The following is a 17,454-nucleotide window of genomic DNA, read 5'->3' on the forward strand; positions in this document are numbered from 1 at the left end:
CGACCCCCGCGGCGAGGGCGGCGAGGGCCGCCCACACGCCGCCGCGGCGCACCCAGTCCGCGACCGTGCGCGCGGGCAGAGCAGCCGGGGCGACGGGGTCGATCACCGGTTCGCTCTCCCAGGCTGGCTCCGCCAGCGGCAGCGGCTCGAACACCGCCCCGTCGATCGGCAGGCGCGGCTCCGGCAGCACGGCGGTCGCGGGCTCCGGCAGCACGAGCCCCGGCGGCAGCGCGTCGAACGGCGCCGTCGGCGGCACGTCAAAGAGCACGTCGAACGGCACGCTCGGCTGCCGCTGGCCGGGAATGTGCGGGTCCAGAGGCTGGTCCGTGTGCGGGTCCTCGGGTGATGGCGCGTGCAGGCTGCCGGCGGCGACCACCAGCTCCGGATGGTCCAGGATGCTCGGCGCGATGCGGGTCGCCCGGTGCAGCAGCGTCGCCGCGAGCGGCACCCGCGAGCCGCCGCCGACGAGGAACAGCCCGGCGACCTCGCCGGTGTCGATGCCGGCGGCGCCGAGGGTCCGCAGCGTCACCTCGACGGTCCGCCGCAGGTACGGCAGCGCGAGCGCCTCGAACTCCTCCCTGGTCACGTGGATCGTCGCGGCCGCGACCGGGATCCGCAGGTCGCCGGTCGCGTGCCGGGACAGCTGCTCCTTGACCGCCCGCGCGCCGTGCCACAGCTGATGGCGGGCCTCCTGGTCCGGCTGGGTCCGCGGCCGGTCCAGCCGCTGCCACACCGCGGGCCCCGCGGTCTCCCGGGCCAGGCCGACGACGGCCGCGTCGAGGTCGAGCCCGCCGACGTCCGCGATCCCGGCCGACGTGACGACCTCGAAGCCGCCGCCGGTCGCCCGGACCGCGCTGACGTCGAACGTGCCTGCGCCCAGGTCGTAGACGACCAGGCAGCGTCCGGGCGGGAGCTCCTGCCGCAGGGTCCCGGTGAGGTACGCGGCGGCCGCCACCGGCTCCGGCACGAACCGGACGGCGCCGAGCCCGGCCCGATCCGCGCTCTCGGCGAGGACGGCGAGGCGGGTCGCTCCCCAGGTCGCCGGGTGGGTCAGCACCACGGTCGGCGGCGGCACGCCGGTGGACCGTTCGGCCTCCACCGCGACCCGCCGCAGGACCGCGGCGACGAGGTCGACGACGGTCACCTCCCGCTCGCCGAGCAGCACGGTCCGCTCGTCGACGCGGCGCTTCGGGTTGGGCTCGTACGCGGCGGGGAACGCGACCGCCGCCCGCTCCGCGTCCGCGCCGGTCAGCAGGTCGCCGCCGGGTGCGGCGAACACGGCCGAGGACAGCAGCGGGCTCGCGTCGAACAGCAGCGGCCGGGTGACCCCGTCGGCGCCGGCGAGCATGGCGACGGTGGTGGAGGTGCCGAAGTCGATGCCGAGCCCTGCCGCGCCGTCCGTCACCACCCGATGACCTTACGAAGTCATGGCTGTTCAGCGGTACACACGAACGAGGTACCTGCGGGCTCGCCCGGCGAGCCGCTACGCTCTGCGTCTTGTCGCTCCCCCGCCGACAGCGAGGAGGCACGTCTTGGACGAACAGCTGCGCCCGCCGGCCGCGCCGTACGCGGCGCCCTTCGTGCCCAGCCCTTCGTCGGGCTCGCCGTCGGGCGCCTCGTCGGATCTGGAAACGCCCAGCGGGGTCCGGGGGGACCGGCTCGCCCAGGCCGCGGCGCAGGCCGGGCAGGCCGCTCAGGTCGCCGCCCAGGCGGCGCAGGTCGCGCAGGCCGCGGCGCAGGCGGCCGCCGTCCGGGTCGCCGGCGCCGCCGGGACCGCGACCCGGCACACCGTCGCCGGCGCCAAGCGGGCCGCGAGCAGCGTCGGCCGGTTCTTCATCGGCATCGGCTTCTTCTGGCGCGGGCTCGCGCTCTTCGTCCGCAGCCCCCGGCTGTGGCTGTGGGCGCTGCTGCCGGTCGCGTTGACCGCGGTCTGCCTCCTCGGCGTCGAGAAGGGCGTCTCGATGGTGATCAACGCCGCCGTCGACTGGCTGCTCGGGTTCGTCGCGAGCTGGCCGTCGGCGCTGCGCTGGGCCCTCGGCTGGGTCATGCGGTGGGTGGCCGAGACCGCGTTCCACCTGCTCATCACGGCGCTGACGGTGCCGGTGACGATGTTCTTCGGCGCGTTCTTCCTGCCGTTCATGACCCGCAGCGTGGTCGCTCTGACCGGCGGCGGCGTCACCCCGCCGTCCTGGTGGCGGGCGTCGCTGGTGTGCCTGCGCCAGACCGCCGTCGTGACGGTGGTCCTGCACGTCGGCTGGCTGGTCTTCCTGCCGCTGCTGCTGCTGCCCGGCTTCAACATCGCCGTCGCGTTCGGGGTCGGGCTGTTCTTCAACGGCTTCCTCGTCGGGGTCCTGGTGCTCGCCGTGTCGCTGCACCACCACGGCGTCCACGGCGCGAAGCAGCACCTGCGGTTCGCGTGGCGGCACCGCTCCTACGTCACCGGCTTCGGCATGATGAGCGTGATCGCGCTGATCCTGCCCGTGCTGTCGCTGCGGTTCCTGGTGATCGTGCCGATCCCCGAGATCTTCGCCGCGCCCGGCGCCGTGCTGTACCTGGTCACGGCGCCCGCGGTACTGGTCGGCGCGGTCCTGCTGCACCGCCGGATCCTGGCTTCCGCGACGCCCCCGCAGTGGGTCGATCCGCGCCTGCGGTACGGTCAGCGCCATGTCGGCAGTGGCCACCTTCAACTCCCTCAAGGCAGCTTCGGTCCCTGAGTTCACCCGCGATCCCGCGGCCGTGCTGGAGAAGCTCGGCACGCCGCTGCGCGTGTCCTTCGACTGGTCGGCCTACGTGATCCTGCCGGTGCTGGAGCTGCTCGGCGACCGCGGCATCACCCTGCACACGTCCGAGCACGAGCAGCTGCTCCACGACGTGCCCGAGGACGACGACAAGTTCACCGTCCTGCTGACCCCGCGGCACCGCACCTTCCTGCCGCGCCTCGACCCCGACGCCTTCGGCGACGCGGAGTTCCGCGACCGGTTCGCCGAGGACCGCATCGACATCGACCCCGCCGACGCGGGCGCCGCCGGGCGCGACGTCATCATCCTGCTCCACGACTGCGTCGCGGACGTCGCCGACGACGAGGTCATGGTCATCCGCATCGGCTGAGGTTCGTTCACCAGTACCGCAGCGCGTAGACGACCGTCAGCACGGACCCGCACGCGATCACGGCCGCCCGCACCGCGCCGGCCCGCATGACTCCGGCGGCGCGCCCGCCGAGCCATCCGCCCGCCAGCGCGCCGGCCAGCATCGCCGCGGTCTCCGGCCACGCGACGATGCCCGTGCCGGCGAAGACCACCACCGCCGTGAGGCCGGCCGCCGAGGCGAGGACGTTCTTGCGGGCGTTGACCCGCCGCGCGTCGGTGCCGGCGCCCATCGTGAGCAGCGCGCTGAGGATGACACCGAGGCCCGCGCCGAAGAAGCCGCCGTAGACGCACGCGACCCACAACGACAGGCGGCCCGCCTCCCCGCGGAAGCGCAGGCGGGGTGCGGCGGCGAACAGGACGGTGCCGGCGGCGACGAGGACGGGCACCGCCGCCTGGAACTGCCGGGCGGGCAGGGCCAGCAGCAGCAGCGACCCGGCCGCGCCACCGGCGACCGCGACGGCGACCTCACCCCGGAGCCGGCGGTCGGCGGCGGGGCGGCTGTCCCGGTCGGCGACGGCGGCGGCGAGGTGGCTGGGCGAGAGCGCCACGGCGTTGGACGCGTTCGCCACGACCGGCGGCAGGCCGGCCGCCATGAGCGCCGGGAAGGTCAGCAGCGTCGCCCCACCGGCCAGCGCGTTGACGACGCCACCCAGCAGTCCCGCCCCCAGCAGCACGATCAGCTCCACGCCGCCGATCCTGGCCGCTTCGTCACCGGCTGTCTGGAACGAAAGTGCGGTAGCGCCCCGGCATCGTGCCGAACACGGCGCGGAACTGCCGGCCCAGGTGGCTCTGGTCGGCGAACCCGGACCGGGCCGCCGCCTCGGCCGGCGCCATCCCCGCCCGGAGCAGCCGCCGCGCGACGTTCAGCCGGGCGACCACGCGGAACGCGTGCGGCGTCATCCCGGTCTCGCGGGCGAACCGGCGGATCACGGCCTCCCGGGACAGCGTGAACCGCGCGGCGAGCGTCCGCAGGTCGGCGTCCGTGCCCATGACGGCCGCCGCGAGCGCGGTCGGCCGAGCTCTGCGGCTCGGGACCGGCGCCACTGCCAACACCGCTGCCAGCACCGCGCGCAGCGCCGCCGCCATCCCCGGTGGCGGCAGCCGCTCGACGCCGGGCGGCACCGGCACGACCACCGGCGCGGCGCCCTCGAACACGCCGGCCGGCAGGTACACGTTGACGCTGTCGTCCCCCGCGGCCATCGGGGCGGCGGCGTGCGCCAGGTACGCCGGGATGACGATCGCGTGCCCGGCCTCCGCCTCGACGGGGCCGGCGGGACCGCCGAACGCCCGCCGCCCCGACGTGACCACCGTGACCTGCACGGCGTCGTGGAAGTGCGCCCCGATCAGCAGCGGCCCGGCCCCGATCGTGCGCGCGACCTCGACGTCCCCGACGCTGCTGTACCGCCACTGCCGCACCGCGCCACCCTACTTGTCGAAACGGCCGGACCGGCTCCGTCCCAGGGGGACGCACGACACCGACGAAGGAGCCACCACCATGCACCCCGCCGAGATCACCGAGATCCTGAACCGGCCGATCAGCCAGGAGCTGCTGGCCCGCGACCTGTGCCGCCTCGCCTACGTCGCCAAGGACGGCACGCCGCGCAGCATCCCGATCGCGTTCACCTGGAACGGCTCGGAGATCGTCATGTGCACCTCGACGAACGCCCCGAAGCTCCACGCGCTGCGCGCCAACCCGATGGTCGCCCTGACCGTCGACACCGAGGTCCACCCGCCGAAGATCCTGCTCGTGCGCGGGCGGGCCGAGCTGGACGTCGTCGACGGCATCCCGGACGAGTACCTGCAGATGAACGGCAGCTACGCGATGACGCCCGAGCAGCGCGTCGAGTGGGAGGCCGAGGTCCGCTCCCTCTACGACGGCATGGTCCGCATCGTCGTCACCCCGACCTGGGCGAAGCTCATCGACTTCGAAACCACCCTGCCGTCCGCCGTCGAGGAGCTGGTCCGCCGGCGCGAGGCTACGCGAGCCGCCGCAGAAACGAGCGCAGCACGGTGAGCCAGGCGTCGGGCTGGTCGAGGTGGACGTCGTGGCCGGCGTCGGGGACGACGACGTGCTCGACGCCGGGGCGCAGGGCCAGCATCCGCTCCACCTCGCCCTCGGGACCGGTGCCGGCCGCGCCGCGGACCAGCAGGGTCGGGCGGTGACGGCGGCCCAGTCGTCCCAGCGGGCCTCGCCGGCGACGCCCCTGATCGCGGCGGTCATCACCGCGCCGTCGAAGCGGGGCCAGAAGGCGCCGTCGCGTTCTTCGAGGTCGGCGGCCCAGGCGGCGGCGAGGGAGCGGCCGCCGAGGAACTCGACCGCGGCCTGCCTGGTCGGGAACGGCACCGGCCACGACGCGAACCACGCCTCCAGGCGGCTCGGGTAGTCGCCGTCGTCGCCGCCGACGCCGCCCTCCAGCATCAGCAGGCCGCGGACCCGGTCGGGGTGCCACGCCGCGACGAGCATCGCGGTGTGCGCGCCCATCGACTGGCCGACCAGCACGGCCGGGCCCTGAGCGAAGGCGTCGAGGACCGCGAGGACGTCGTCGACGTAGGCGCGGCGGGACACGTCGGCGGGGTGGCGGGTCGCGTGCCCGTGGCCGCGCTGGTCCGGGACGATCACCGTGTACGAGTCGAGGAGCCCGAGCGCGGTCGGCTCCAGCTCGGCGGCGCTGCCGGCCAGGCCGTGCAGCAGGACCACCGGTGGACCGTCACCGCCGGCGAGGGCGGACAGGGTCACGTCGGCGCGGGGCACGGTCACGCGTCGTAGAGCCGGCATCGTGATCATCGTAGGCTCTCATGGTGACTGCATCCATCGAAGGGTTCCTCGTCGCGGCGGAGCGGCTCGGCGTGCACAGCTTCGTGCTGCTGCGCGGCGGCCGGACCGTCGCGGAGGGCGCGTGGCACCCGTACGAGATCGACCAGCCGCAGACCCTCTACTCGCTGAGCAAGAGCTTTACGTCGACGGCCGTCGGCCTGGCCGTCACCGACGGGCTGCTGTCCGTCGACGACCTGGTCGAGGACCACCTCCCGGGCGAGGACCTGCGCGGCATGCGGGTGCGGCACCTGCTCACGATGACCACCGGGCACGACAGCGAGTCGGGTGACTCGATGGCCGCGGACCCCGACGATGACTGGGTCCGCGGGTTCCTGCGCCACCCGGTCGTGCACGAGCCCGGCACCCGGTTCGTCTACAACAGCGGCGCCACGTATGCGCTGTCGGCCATCGTGCAGCGGCGCACCGGCGAGACCGTGCTGGACTACCTGCGCCCGCGGCTCTTCGAACCGCTCGGCTTCGGGCCCGCCACCTGGGAGACCTGCCCGCGCGGGATCGTCACCGGCGGCTGGGGGCTGACGCTGCGCACCCGCGACCTGGCGGCGTTCGGGCAGCTGTGCCTGCAGCGCGGCCGCTGGCAGGACCGCCAGCTCGTGCCGGCCGAGTGGATCGACGCGGCCACCGCCGAGCAGGTCCCCAACGTGGACCCGACCGGCTCGCAGGAGTCCCTCGACTGGCAGCAGGGTTACGGCTTCCAGTTCTGGCGGTGCCGGCACGACGCGTACCGGGGCGACGGCGCGTTCGGGCAGTTCATCGTGGTCTCGCCGCGGCTGGACACGGTCGTCGCGGTCACCTCCGGCACCACCGACATGCAGGCCGTGCTCGACGCCGTCTTCGCGCACCTGATGGAGGCGCCCGCCGCGGACCTGCCGCCCCTGGCGCTGCCCGCGCTCACCGGCACCGCCGAGCCGCGCGCGGACCTTCCGGGCCGCTTCCACACCGCCGACCCACCCGCACCGCCCCGCCGTCACCATCGTCCGGAGATCGACCAGCCTTCCCGGATTGTCGGTTTCGCCGTTGTACGAGGAGCGAACGGCTGGCTCGCGGAGCTGCACGACGAGCACGGCGTCCACCGGTTCGCGTGCGAGCCCGGCCGCTGGACCTCGTCGACCATGACCACCTCGGACGGCGTGGCCAACCCGGTCGCCACCACGGGTGCCTGGCTCGGGCCCACCACGTTCGAGCTGCGGGTCTGCCACACCGGGGATCCGGCGACCCGCTCGTACACCGTGGAATTCGACGACACGGGCGCCACCATCGCCCCAGTGGACTCGGTCGGCTTCGAGTTCACCGAGCACCCGGTGGTGCGCGCCAGGTCGTGAAGGTCCCGGAAAAGTGCCAGGTGGCTCCGATGCGGGGGCGGCGCGATCGTTGATCCGTCAGGGTCAGGTGCAACCGAAAGCGCCGCCCCTTCTCGTCGTTCCTTCGCGTCGCCCCCTGAGGAGCCGTCATGCGCCGCCTTGCCGTCACCGCCGCCACCGCCCTGCTGACCGCCGCGACCCTGACGGGGTGCGGCGTCCTCGACAAGGCCACCGACACCCCGACCCCCACCGGCGGCGCGGCCGCCGCCGCGTCGAGCGCCCCCACCCACACCCCCACCAGGTCGGCCGCCGCCGTCAACCTGCCCGACATCTGCACCCTGCTGACGAAGGCCGACGTCAACCGGCTCACCGGCCAGCGGGTCACCCTCATGACCAACGAGGGCGGCGCCACCTCCGGCGCCCGCTACTGCCAGTGGCAGCTCAGCTCCGGCCAGCTCGACGTGACCGTCAACATCGAGACCCGCGACCAGTTCGACGTGCAGAACAAGGACGCCAAGCAGGTCGACGGCATCGGCGAGGCCGCCTACTCCCTCGCCGGCCACCTGTACGTCTACGCCGACGGCAAGGTCGTCGACGTCTACGCCACCTCCGCCTCCACCGACGCCGCCAACCTCAAGGTCGAGCAGCGCACCGCCGAGGCCGTCCTGCCGAAGCTGGCCTGATCCCCAGGGCTCCCCAGGGTCCCCGCCGGCTCAGTCGGTGGGGGTCAGCCCGGTCGAGGCGCGGAACGAGCCGTCCATCTCGAACGGCACCGACTCGTGCTCGTGCGTCACCAGCCAGCGCCCGTCGACGCGGCGCAGCCCCAGCGTCACCCGGAACCACAGGCTGAAACTCTCGGTCGAGCCGCGCGGCACGGCGGTCAGGCGGTCGAGGCTGGTCGCGAACGCCACGTCGCCGTCCGTGGTGATCTCCAGCCGGGTGACCTCGCGGCGCGGTGGCGCCTCGAAGGTGGCCATCCAGGCCTCCACCACGGCCGGGTCGCGGCCGTCGCCGGGCTGGCGCAGGGGCGGGGCCAAGCTGAACTCGACGTAGCCGGGCGCGTAGTGCGACAGGATGGCCTTGGCGTCACCTGTCCGCAGCAGCGCGGCCTTGCCCTCGATGACTTCCCGGATCTCGTCCATGACGGGTCCTACCTTTCTCTCTTTCCCGGGATGTCGAAGCCGGGCCGGCCGGTTTCGACATCCCGGTGAGAGCGAAGGGGAGAAACCATGAAGTACATGATCCTGATCCAGTCGAACCCGCAGTCCCTCGCGGTCTGGGAGACGCTGACCGACCAGCAGCGGACCGACCTCGGCCTGGGTCACCTGCGGCTGACCGAGGAGATGCGCGAGGCCGGCGTGCTGGTGGTCAGCGAAGGGCTGGGCGACCCGGAGCTGGCCACCCAGGTCTCGGTGCGCGACGGCAGGACGATCACCTCCGACGGCCCGTACGCCGAGGTCAAGGAGCACCTGGCCGGCTTCTACCTGATCGACGTCGCGGACCTCGACGAGGCGGTCGCCTGGGCCGCGAAGGCGCCGGACGCCGCGTACACCCGCGTCGAGGTGCGCCCTGTCCTCGACATGAGCGAATGGGAGCTGTGACCGGGCTGCCGGACCTGTTACGCGAATGCGCGCCGCAGGTCCTGGCCGCCGTGGTGCGCCGCTACGGCGGCTTCGAGGCCTGCGAGGACGCGGTGCAGGAGGCGCTGATCGCGGCCGCCGGGCAGTGGCCGGAGACCGGCGTGCCGGAGCATCCGCGAAACTGGCTGATCACCGTGGCGAGCCGCCGGCGGGTGGAGCTGCTGCGCAACGAGACGGCCCGCCGGCGCCGCGAGGATGCGGTCCAGCACGAGCCCGAGCCGCAGGTCCGCGGCGACGACGAGCTGGCGTTGCTGCTGCTCTGCTGCCATCCCGCGCTCAGCGTGCCGGCGCAGGTCACGCTCACCCTGCGGGCGGTCGGCGGGCTCAGCACCGCGGAGATCGCCCGGGCGCTGCTGCTGCCGGAGGCCACCGTCGGCCAGCGGATCAGCCGGGCCAAGCAGCGGATCCGCGACACCGGCACCCGGTTCGAGCTGCCCGAGCCGGGCGAGCTCGGCGAGCGCCTCACCGCGGTCCGTCACGTGCTCTACCTGATCTTCAACGAGGGCTACACCGCCAGCTCCGGCGACGCCCTGAACCGGGTCGAGCTGACCCGGGAGGCGGTCCGGCTGACCAGGCAGCTGCACCGGCGCCTGCCGGACGACGGCGAGGTGGCCGGGCTGCTCGCGTTGATGCTGCTCACCGACGCGCGCCGGCCTGCGCGGACCGGACCGGACGGCACCCTGGTCCCGCTCGCCGAGCAGGACCGGCGCCGCTGGGACGCGGCCGCGATCGCCGAGGGCGTCGCGATCATCACCCGCACGCTGGCGCGGGCCCCGATCGGCCCGTTTCAGCTGCAGGCCGCGATCGCGGCGGTGCACGACGAGGCGGCGCGGGCCGAGGACACCGACTGGCCGCAGATCGTCGCCCTGTACGGGCTGCTGCACGTCCTCGCCCCGAGCCCGATGGTCACGCTGAACCGGATCGTGGCGCTCGCCATGGTCGACGGCCCGGCGGCCGGGCTCGCCGCGCTGGACCGGGTCGCCGGGGATCCGGTGCTGGCCCGGCACCACCGGACGGCGGCGGTGCGGGCCCACCTGCTGGACCTGGCCGGCGACCGGGCCGGGGCGCGGGAGCAGTACCGGCTGGCGGCGCGGCGCACGCTCAGCCGCCCCGAGCAGCGCTACCTGGAGTCGCGGGCCGCCCGGCTCCTCCTTGGCTGACGGCCGTCAGCGGCCCGGGCGCTGCCAGAAGTCGTCGGGCAGGGCGGCGGTCTCGGCGCCGGAGCGTTCCAGGTCGGCGGCCCAGGGAAGCATCGCCTGGAAGGGCGGGGCGCCGGTGGCGGCGAGCTCGCGGATCACCGCGACGTTGCGGGCGACGCGGTTGAGGATCGCGCTGCGGATCGGGGAACGGTCGGCGGGGTACCCGTACGCGTCGAGAAGCAGGTGGAAGCGGTGGCGGCGGTCGGGTGGCGTGGGGAAGCCGACCTCTTCGGTGAGGTCCGCCGGGAACAGGGGGACCCAGGTCAAGGCGGAGAAGGCGAGGTCGTCCTCGGCCTGGCAGGGGCTGGCGGTGTCCCAGTCGACGAACCCCGCCAGGGTGTCGCCGGACCAGACGACATTCCACGGCGACGCGTCCAGGTGGCCGATCAGGAGGTCCGGCTGCCAGGGGCGGCCGGTGAACCAGACGGCGTCGGCGGGCGGGCGGAACGCCGCCGTCACCGTGTGCAGCTGCCGGAGCCACCCGCCCACCTGGCGGAGGGCTTCGTCGGAGCGCAGCCAGGCCGGCCACGGCCGGGGGTCGCCCAGGGTCTCGCCGGGCAGGAACGTCAGACGTTCGCGGCCCTGGTCGTCGAGGCCGAGGGTGCGTGGCGCACCGGCGAAGCCCGCGTCCTCCAGATGCCGCAGCACCGTCTGTACGGTCGCCGTCCATGGCTGGGCGGGGCGGCGGACCTCGTCGCCGACGCGGACGGCGCCGAAGCTGCGCCCGCCGGGGAGCCGGTGTTCGGTCATCCGCCCGTTCTACCGCGCCCGGGACGGCCGCGGCGACCGAATAATCACGGCAGCGGGGTCGCGTGCAGGGTGATCCTGGTGAACGAGCCGACGTGGATGTGGTCGCCGTCGGCGAGCGGCACCGGTTGCTCCGGCTGGATCGGGTCGTCGGCGCCGTTGACGAACGTGCAGTTGGCCGAGCGCAGGTCGACCACCGCCCAGGTGCCGCCGGGCTGGGAGACGAGCAGGGCGTGCAGGTGGGAGACGGCGACGTCCTCGGGCGGGCCGGCGAGGTCGATGTCGGGGTAGCTGCCGCGGGAGCGGCTGCGGCGGCCGATGAGGACCTGGTCGCCGGTGAGGGGGAAGCGGCGGTCGGGGCAGAAGCGGGGGTAGGCGATGGTGGGGTCGGCGCCGTTCCACGCCTGGACGCGGTCGAAGTGGGCGCGGTCGGCGGAGACCACCACGTGCCAGCCCGCCGGCTCCGGCGCCTCCGCCTCCCGGACCTCCGCCGGCGCCGCCTCCTCCCGCGGTGCCGTCTCCTCCCGCGGGGCCGCCTCCTCCCGCGGCGGGGCGGTGGACGGGACCGCCAGGGTGTCGTAGCCGTCGACCTCGCAGAAGCGGCCGGTCAGCGGCGTGCCGCACTCGGGGCACGCCGCCGGCCGCCGCGGCGAATCCACCGCGGGCGACGGGGGCGACGCGGGCGGGTCCATGGCGGCGCCGCACTCGTCGCAGTAGTCGGTCGTCTCCGACTCGTGTCCCTTCGGGCAGACGGCCACGGTGGTCTCCTTCAGTTCGGGCGGACGCGCGTCGTCTTGCGGGACCCGAGCGACGCGATCTCCGCGTCGATGTCGACGTCCTTGTTCTCGGACCGGCGCTTCAGCTGCACGGTGCCCGTCACGGCGTCCTGGACCTCGACGACCCGGGCGAGCAGCTGCACGGTGTCGGAACGGCCGGACTCGGTGGCCAGCTGGACGGCGCGGCCGAGGCGCGCGGTCGCGGTGACGGTGTCGCCGGCCTCGCGGGCCGCCAGACCCTCCTGGATCGCGGCGGCCAGCTCGGCGGCGCCGGAATAGTGCGCGACGCGGCGGTTGAGGCGGGTCGACTTCTCGTCCTCGTCGGTCCAGACCGCGCGGACGAGGCCCTTGGCGAGGACCTCTTCCCCGCGCACCACGCTGACCCGGGCGGCGAGCTTCTCCTCGCCGAGCACACCGATCGTGCCGGGGTCCAGCTCGACGGAGAGGTGGTAGTCGCGGCTCTCCGCGCCCCACGCGCCGATCGGATAATCGCCGACGCGGGCGCTGACGTCGGTACGTCGGCCGGTGAGGTCGAGGATCTCCGGGTGGACCTGTTTGACGAAGCGGACCGTGGCGCCGGCGGGGGTCCACAGGCGCAGCGTCACACCGGCGACGGTCTTGCCCATCGCCGCCTCGATCATCGCGCGGAAGTCGGCCTCGAGGCCCGCCGGGTCCTTCATGCCGTCGGCGGTGCCGAGCAGCGCGTCGGCGACCTTGATGAGCTCGGCGGCGCTCCAGTTCTGCCCGACGCCGCGGCTGTCGCAGACGAACAGGCCCTTGCACTGCTCCAGTGCCGCGTCGAACGTGCGGGCCGACTCGCCGTTGCGGCCGTCGGTGAGCAGGATCGCGTGGCGGATCTCGGCGCGGTCGGCGAGGAACAGCTCGCGGGCCAGGGTGAGCCAGGTGCCGATCTGGGTGCCGCCGCCGGCCTTCAGGTGCTTGATCGCGCCCTTCGCCGCGGCGCGGGTGGCGGGCCCGGCGACGGCGAGGGTCTGCTGGTCCGGATACACCATCTGCGCCCAGTCAGTGCCCGCGACGACCGCGAACGCCACCCCGTCGCGCAGCGTGTCGACGGCGACCGCGGCGGCCTTGCGCGCCTGCACGAGCCGCTCCCCGCTCATCGACCCGGAGCAGTCAATCATGATCACCTCGGCGGCGGGGGCACCGGAAGCCACCCCCAGACCGCCGCCGACCGTGACGGTGACGACCGCGTCGGCGACGGTGGCACCGACCGGCAGGTACTCGTTCTGGAAGACTTCCGCTACGACACCGCTGGACTCGTCGGTCATGGCCGCGCCTCTCCTCTGTCTGGTGCCGCCGCGCCGATCGGGACGGCCGCGACGGTGATGTTGTCCGCCCCGCCGGCGTCGCGGGCGAACGTGGTCAGGGCGCGCGCCAGCTCCACTGCGCCGGCCGCGCACTCGATGGCGTCGGTCCAGGTGGTGTACCGGGTGAGCCCGTCACTGGCGAGCAGCAGCACGCCTCCCGCCTCCGGCCGCAGAGTGACCAGGTGCGGGTCCCCGGCCGGCGCGTCGGCACCCAGCCACCGGGTGAGCGCCGCCGCCTGCGCCGACAGCCGCAGCGCCGCGGCGTCCACGCCCGCGGCGGCGAGCTGCCCGGCGAGGGAGTCGTCGACCGTGAGGCAGCGGGCGCCGCCGTCCGCGTCGAGCCAGTACGCGCGGCTGTCCCCGACCCACCCGACGGTCACCTGCCCGTCCTCGACGACGGCCGCGAGGAACGTGCAGGCCGGCGCGTCTACGGACGCCGCCGCGAGCTGTGCGACGGCGTCGGACGCCGCCCGGTACGCCCCGGCGATGTCCCCACCACCGACGAGCACCCCGATCGCCTCGACGACGGCGGTGGTCGCCGCGGCGTCGGAGTCGGGCGAGCTGGAGACCCCGTCACAGACCACGACGGCCCGCCGCCCACCGGCGACCCCGATCGCGTACGCGTCCTCGTTGCGCCCCTTGCGCAACCCCCGATCCGTGACGGCCGCGACCCCGGGCAGTTCGTCCTCGGCGTGGTCGAGGCCGACCGTCCGCCGCGCCCCGCAGGCGTCGCAGTAGCCGTCTTCACCCACCGCTCCCCCGCACGCGCCACAGGGCCCGTCGTTGGCCTTCGAAGACCGCCAAACACCCTCAGCCGCCCCCACACCCATACGCCGCTCAATGTGACCCACGTCCAATTGACCAACGTCTGCGCGGGAGGTGGCGGGGGCGGATTCAGCGGGCCGCCCAGGCAGACGCTGATCAATGTGTCGTAGGTCAAATTGATCAGCGTCTGTGGGGATGGCGGCAGGATCAGCCGGCGCATCCGATCGGCCGGCGTCTGTGGGGGTGACGGCAGGATCAGACAGCGCATCCGGCCGGCCAGCGGATGTGTTGGGGGTGGGGGGTGTGCTCAGTGGGGTGCCGCAGGATTCGCAGAAGCGGTCGCCAGCGGCGGTGGGCGTGGCGCACGACGGGCAGGGGGCGGTCACAGCCACGTCCGGGGGCGGACGCGGTTGGCCTGGTCGACGAGGTCGATGCGGGTATCCCGGTCGGGGGCGACCTTCGCCAGGACGCGGAAGGCGCGCTCCAAGCCCAGGCGCAGGTCCCGCTCCGACAGCCGGTGGGTCAGCACGGCGGCGGTGCCCGCGTTGCCGGCCTGGACCCAGGTGAGCGCGGCGCGCAGCGCCTCGACGGTGAGGCGGGCGCGGCGCTCGACGTCGAGGCCGAGGCGTTCGACCCGGCCCGAGACGTCGAGCAGGTCGGCCTCCGCGAGCCGGTCGGCCGGGGCGGCGAGGCGTGCCCGGACCGCGGCGACCTGTGCCGGCACGCTGTGGCTGGAGCTGTCCGGGACCGCGTCGAGGATCGCGACCGCGCCCGCCAGGTCGTCGCGGTCGGCGAGGATCCGGGCGACCCCGAACGCGGCGCTGACGAAGGCGTGGTCGGTGCGCCAGACCGCCGCGTACAGCCGCAGGGCGGTGTCGGTGTCGCCGCCGGCCTCCGCGGCGGCGGCGAGCGCCAGCTGCGGGGCGAGCTCGCCGGGCAGCGCGGCGTAGACGGCGTCGAACGCGGCCCTGGCGTCCGCGGGACGGCCGCCGGCGAGGGCGGCCATGCCGCGGTACCAGTCGACCCGCCAGTCGGCGTCGGTGATCGCGTCGGTGATCGTGTCAAGGTCGGCGGCGGCCCCGGCGAGGTCGCCGGCGGCGATGCGGGCGCGGACCACGGCGAGGGCGACCTCGACCCCGTCGGCGCCGGCGGAGGCCAGGGCCGCCTGCAGCATCTCGGGATCGGCGGTCTGCATCGTGGCGAGCAGCGCCGCCCCCGGGTCGGCGGGGTCGACGGTCGGGACGGGCAGGGCCGCGACGACCTCGGCGCCGTCGAGCCCGTCGCCGGACGTCGAGACCGCCGTGACGACGCCCGCCGCGGTGCCGAAGGCCTTGCGTTCGCCGGTGAACTGGCTCGACACCGCCGGGCGGGGCTGGCCGTCGGCGGCGCTGAGTACCTGCCGCAGGACGCCGGTGAGCTGCTCGGCCATCTCCGCGGCGGAGCCGAACCGGCGGCCCGGCTCGGGGTCCGTGGCGCGCAGCAGCAGCCGGTGATACGACTCCTGCTGCGACAGCAACGGCACCGTCGCCGGGTCGGGGAGGCGGTCGACGAACGTGGTGGTGAAGCCGCGGAAGTCGAAGCTGAGCACCGCCATCGCCCGGGCCACGGTGTAGAGGTCGGAGGCGACGGACGGGCCCGCGGTGGCGACCTCCGGCGCCTGGTAGCCGACCGTGCCCCACACGGCGCTGACGTCGTCGTCGACGCGTCGCACGGCGCCGAGGTCGACGAGCTTGACCCGCTGGTCGGTGTGCAGCGCGTTGTCGGGCTTGAAGTCGCAGTACAGCAGCTCCCGCTCGTGCAGGTAACCCAGCGCCGGCAGGATCTCGCACGCGTAGGCGATGACCTGCGGCAGCGGCAGCGGCTGGCGGACCCCGCCGGTCACCGGGCGGGCGAGGAAGATGTCGCGCAGCGAGAGGCCGCCGACGTACTCCATGACGATGTAGCCGACGCGGTCGCCGCTGCGCGGGTCGGGGTGCGACACGAAGTCGTAGATCTTCACGATCGACGGATGGTCGACCTCGACCAGGAAGCGGCGTTCGGTGATCGCGGCCGCGGTGGCGTCGGGGTCGCCGGAGTCGATGAGGCCCTTCAGCACGACCCAGCGGTCGCTGACCTCGTCGCCGACGTTGCGGTCGCGGGCGAGGTAGATCCAGCCGAGGCCGCCGTACGCGATGGCGCCGAGCACCTCGTAGCGGCCCGCGACGACCGCGCCCGGCGGGAGCGACGGCCGGAAGCTGTACTGGGTGCGACAGTTCGTGCAGAAGCCTTCGACGAGGCCGGGCCGGTCGCCGCGGGCGCGGCCGACGGGCTGCTCGCAGTTGCCGCAGAACCGGCGGTGCTCCGGCACCTGCGGGTCGGGCAGCACCGCGGCGGCGGGGTCGCGGCGCGGCACGACGGGCAGCGCGGCCAGGACCGGCGCGCCCCGCCCGCGGCCGGTCGTGCGGCCCGACGACGAGCTCGGCGCGGAAGGCGTCGAGGCCTCTGTGACGGGAGCTGTGACGGGAGCCGTGACACCGGCCTGCTTGTGGCCGCACTCGTCGCAGTAGCCGTCCTCGTCGTACGAGCCCGGGCAGCCGGCACGCGTACACCTCATGTCGTGGTCCCTTCGGTGGACAGCGCTTGCTGGTAGGCGAACACGGCCCTGGTCGCCGCCCGCAGGTCGCAGGGCGCGGTCCACAGCAGGTCGCGGGCGGCCTGATACCGCGACATCAGCGCGGGGTCCTCGACGCGGTCGAGGCGGACCGCCTTCGCCCGGTACGCCTCGAGCCTGCCGCGGAGCTCGAGGCGCCGGTCGAGCAGGCCGGTCGCCGCGGTGGCCCGGTCCTCGGCGGCGGTGACGGCGGCGGTCAGGTCGCGGTCGAGGGCGGTGAGCCGCCGGTCGAGGGCCGGCCAGCCGTCCAGGTCGAGCGCGTCGGTGGCGCGGACGGCGGCGGCGACCTCGCCGGCGAACCGGTCGTGGACGTCCGGCGGGTCCGGCAGGCCGGGGTCGGCGATCTTCTCGGCCGCGGCCGCGTACGCCTGGCGCGCCCGCTGCTCGGCGGCGGTGAGCGCGTCCAGGAGCGTGTCGAGCCGGGTCAGCCGGGCCGGCAGCGCGGTGCGCAGCGCGGCGAGGTCGGCGAGCCGCCGGACCACGGCGGTGAGGTCGTCGCGCAGCGCCGTCCAGGCCGGCTCGTCGATCGTGAGCGGGTCGCCGAGCGCGGCGCCGTACACCTGCCGCAGCCGCTGCTGGAGCGGTCCGGTGGTCGGGGTGTGGTCGGCGCCGACCCGGTGGTGCGCGGCGACGGCCGCCTCGAGGGCCGTGTCGAGCTCGATGATCCGGCCGGTGAGCGCCGTGCGGGCCGCCTCGATGCGGTCGAGGACCGCGACCGTCCCGGCACACCGCTGTTCGAGGTCGGCGAGGAGGGCGGCCGGCGGCAGTGAGGGCAGGCCGTCGAGCGGGTCGGTGGCGACGGGTGTGGTGAGGATGCGGGCGGTGGCGACGTCGCGGGAGCGCCCCTTGAGCGCCCGCAGCTGCTCCAGGACGTCGCGGACGGCGACGAACCCGGACCACAGCCGGGCGACGTCGGCGCCGGGCCACGCGGCGGCGGTGGCGCCGTGCAACGGCACGTCGCGCAGCACCTGCGCCGGGTGGGTGTCCACGGTGTACAGCGCGGCCGCGAGCCGGTCGTGCGCGGCAGTCAGGTCGGCGACGGCGCGGTCGGTGGCGGTGACCATGGTCG

Annotated in this window: 17 protein-coding genes and 1 pseudogene; 7 read left to right on the forward strand and 11 right to left on the reverse strand. The window is 74.7% G+C overall.

All coding sequences use genetic code 11. The features are described 5' to 3' along the window. Window positions 1–1,408, reverse strand: a 1,408-nt coding sequence (locus tag ABZ321_RS27120) for an Hsp70 family protein (RefSeq protein ID WP_354896129.1), incomplete at its 3' end; no start/stop codon positions are given. Window positions 1,409–1,532: 124 nt separating this feature from the next. On the opposite strand from ABZ321_RS27120, the gene ABZ321_RS27125 reads away from it, so the two are divergent. Both ABZ321_RS27125 and ABZ321_RS27130 read left to right on the forward strand, forming a co-directional pair. Then, the gene (locus ABZ321_RS27125; RefSeq protein ID WP_354896131.1) at window positions 1,533–2,714 is read left to right on the forward strand and encodes an EI24 domain-containing protein; all 1,182 of its coding nucleotides are present in this window, start codon (window positions 1,533–1,535) and stop codon (window positions 2,712–2,714) included. Continuing rightward, window positions 2,665–3,108 carry a hypothetical protein gene (locus ABZ321_RS27130; protein WP_354896134.1) on the forward strand — a complete coding sequence of 148 codons (444 nt, stop codon included), beginning with the start codon at window positions 2,665–2,667 and terminating at the stop codon, window positions 3,106–3,108. Before ABZ321_RS27125 ends, ABZ321_RS27130 begins: the two co-directional genes overlap by 50 nt. A 7-nt stretch (window positions 3,109–3,115) precedes the next feature. Here ABZ321_RS27130 and ABZ321_RS27135 read toward each other — a convergent pair whose 3' ends face one another. Further along, window positions 3,116–3,832, reverse strand: a complete 717-nt coding sequence (locus tag ABZ321_RS27135; protein WP_354896137.1) for a sulfite exporter TauE/SafE family protein — start codon at window positions 3,830–3,832, stop codon at window positions 3,116–3,118. Window positions 3,833–3,854: 22 nt separating this feature from the next. Further along, complete coding sequence (locus ABZ321_RS27140) at window positions 3,855–4,562, reverse strand: helix-turn-helix transcriptional regulator (protein WP_354896140.1); 708 nt, start codon at window positions 4,560–4,562, stop codon at window positions 3,855–3,857. A gap of 79 nt (window positions 4,563–4,641) precedes the next feature. Here ABZ321_RS27140 and ABZ321_RS27145 point away from each other — a divergent pair, with 79 nt between their 5' ends. After that, complete coding sequence (locus ABZ321_RS27145; RefSeq protein ID WP_344499568.1) at window positions 4,642–5,160, forward strand: pyridoxamine 5'-phosphate oxidase family protein; 519 nt, start codon at window positions 4,642–4,644, stop codon at window positions 5,158–5,160. Here ABZ321_RS27145 and ABZ321_RS27150 read toward each other — a convergent pair. Next, a pseudogene (locus tag ABZ321_RS27150) lies at window positions 5,123–5,922 on the reverse strand (alpha/beta hydrolase). The gene ABZ321_RS27145 and the pseudogene ABZ321_RS27150 sit on opposite strands and share 38 nt — an antisense overlap. A 23-nt stretch (window positions 5,923–5,945) precedes the next feature. Between ABZ321_RS27150 and ABZ321_RS27155 the strand changes: the two are divergent. Together ABZ321_RS27155 and ABZ321_RS27160 are read left to right on the forward strand one after the other, a co-directional pair. Next, the gene (locus ABZ321_RS27155; RefSeq protein ID WP_354896145.1) at window positions 5,946–7,301 is read left to right on the forward strand and encodes a serine hydrolase; all 1,356 of its coding nucleotides are present in this window, start codon (window positions 5,946–5,948) and stop codon (window positions 7,299–7,301) included. 128 nt (window positions 7,302–7,429) lie between these two features. Then, on the forward strand, window positions 7,430–7,963 hold the full coding sequence (locus ABZ321_RS27160) for a DUF3558 family protein (RefSeq protein ID WP_354896148.1): 534 nt from the start codon (window positions 7,430–7,432) through the stop codon (window positions 7,961–7,963). A gap of 30 nt (window positions 7,964–7,993) precedes the next feature. On the opposite strand, the gene ABZ321_RS27165 is transcribed toward ABZ321_RS27160, so the two are convergent. Beyond that, entirely contained in the window at window positions 7,994–8,422 is a 429-nt protein-coding gene (locus ABZ321_RS27165) for a nuclear transport factor 2 family protein (RefSeq protein ID WP_354896151.1), read from the reverse strand. Window positions 8,423–8,509: 87 nt separating this feature from the next. On the opposite strand from ABZ321_RS27165, the gene ABZ321_RS27170 reads away from it, so the two are divergent. Together ABZ321_RS27170 and ABZ321_RS27175 are read left to right on the forward strand one after the other, a co-directional pair. After that, a complete protein-coding gene (locus ABZ321_RS27170) occupies window positions 8,510–8,881 on the forward strand; it encodes a YciI family protein (RefSeq protein WP_354896154.1) in 372 nt (123 codons plus the stop codon). Then, on the forward strand, window positions 8,869–10,080 hold the full coding sequence (locus ABZ321_RS27175) for a sigma-70 family RNA polymerase sigma factor (protein ID WP_354896157.1): 1,212 nt from the start codon (window positions 8,869–8,871) through the stop codon (window positions 10,078–10,080). The genes ABZ321_RS27170 and ABZ321_RS27175 overlap by 13 nt, the downstream gene beginning before the upstream one ends. Window positions 10,081–10,086: 6 nt before the next feature. Here ABZ321_RS27175 and ABZ321_RS27180 read toward each other — a convergent pair whose 3' ends face one another. The 6 genes from ABZ321_RS27180 to ABZ321_RS27205 form a co-directional block, all read right to left on the reverse strand. Next, the gene (locus ABZ321_RS27180) at window positions 10,087–10,869 is read right to left on the reverse strand and encodes an aminoglycoside phosphotransferase family protein (RefSeq protein WP_344499554.1); all 783 of its coding nucleotides are present in this window, start codon (window positions 10,867–10,869) and stop codon (window positions 10,087–10,089) included. A gap of 44 nt (window positions 10,870–10,913) precedes the next feature. Continuing rightward, on the reverse strand, window positions 10,914–11,624 hold the full coding sequence (locus ABZ321_RS27185) for an FHA domain-containing protein (protein ID WP_354896160.1): 711 nt from the start codon (window positions 11,622–11,624) through the stop codon (window positions 10,914–10,916). Between the two features lie 11 nt (window positions 11,625–11,635). After that, on the reverse strand, window positions 11,636–12,931 hold the full coding sequence (locus ABZ321_RS27190) for a VWA domain-containing protein (protein WP_354896163.1): 1,296 nt from the start codon (window positions 12,929–12,931) through the stop codon (window positions 11,636–11,638). Next, window positions 12,928–13,722 (reverse strand): protein phosphatase 2C domain-containing protein, encoded by a 795-nt coding sequence (locus ABZ321_RS27195; protein WP_354896166.1) that lies wholly within the window; start codon window positions 13,720–13,722, stop codon window positions 12,928–12,930. Before ABZ321_RS27195 ends, ABZ321_RS27190 begins: the two co-directional genes overlap by 4 nt. Window positions 13,723–14,117: 395 nt before the next feature. Further along, the gene (locus ABZ321_RS27200) at window positions 14,118–16,328 is read right to left on the reverse strand and encodes a tetratricopeptide repeat protein (RefSeq protein ID WP_354896169.1); all 2,211 of its coding nucleotides are present in this window, start codon (window positions 16,326–16,328) and stop codon (window positions 14,118–14,120) included. After that, on the reverse strand, window positions 16,325–17,449 hold the full coding sequence (locus tag ABZ321_RS27205; RefSeq protein WP_344499543.1) for a hypothetical protein: 1,125 nt from the start codon (window positions 17,447–17,449) through the stop codon (window positions 16,325–16,327). Before ABZ321_RS27205 ends, ABZ321_RS27200 begins: the two co-directional genes overlap by 4 nt. Between the last annotated feature and the right edge of the window lie 5 nt (window positions 17,450–17,454).

Origin of the sequence: Dactylosporangium sp. NPDC006015 (assembly GCF_040614215.1) — a bacterium.
GTDB lineage: Bacteria > Actinomycetota > Actinomycetes > Mycobacteriales > Micromonosporaceae > Dactylosporangium > Dactylosporangium maewongense.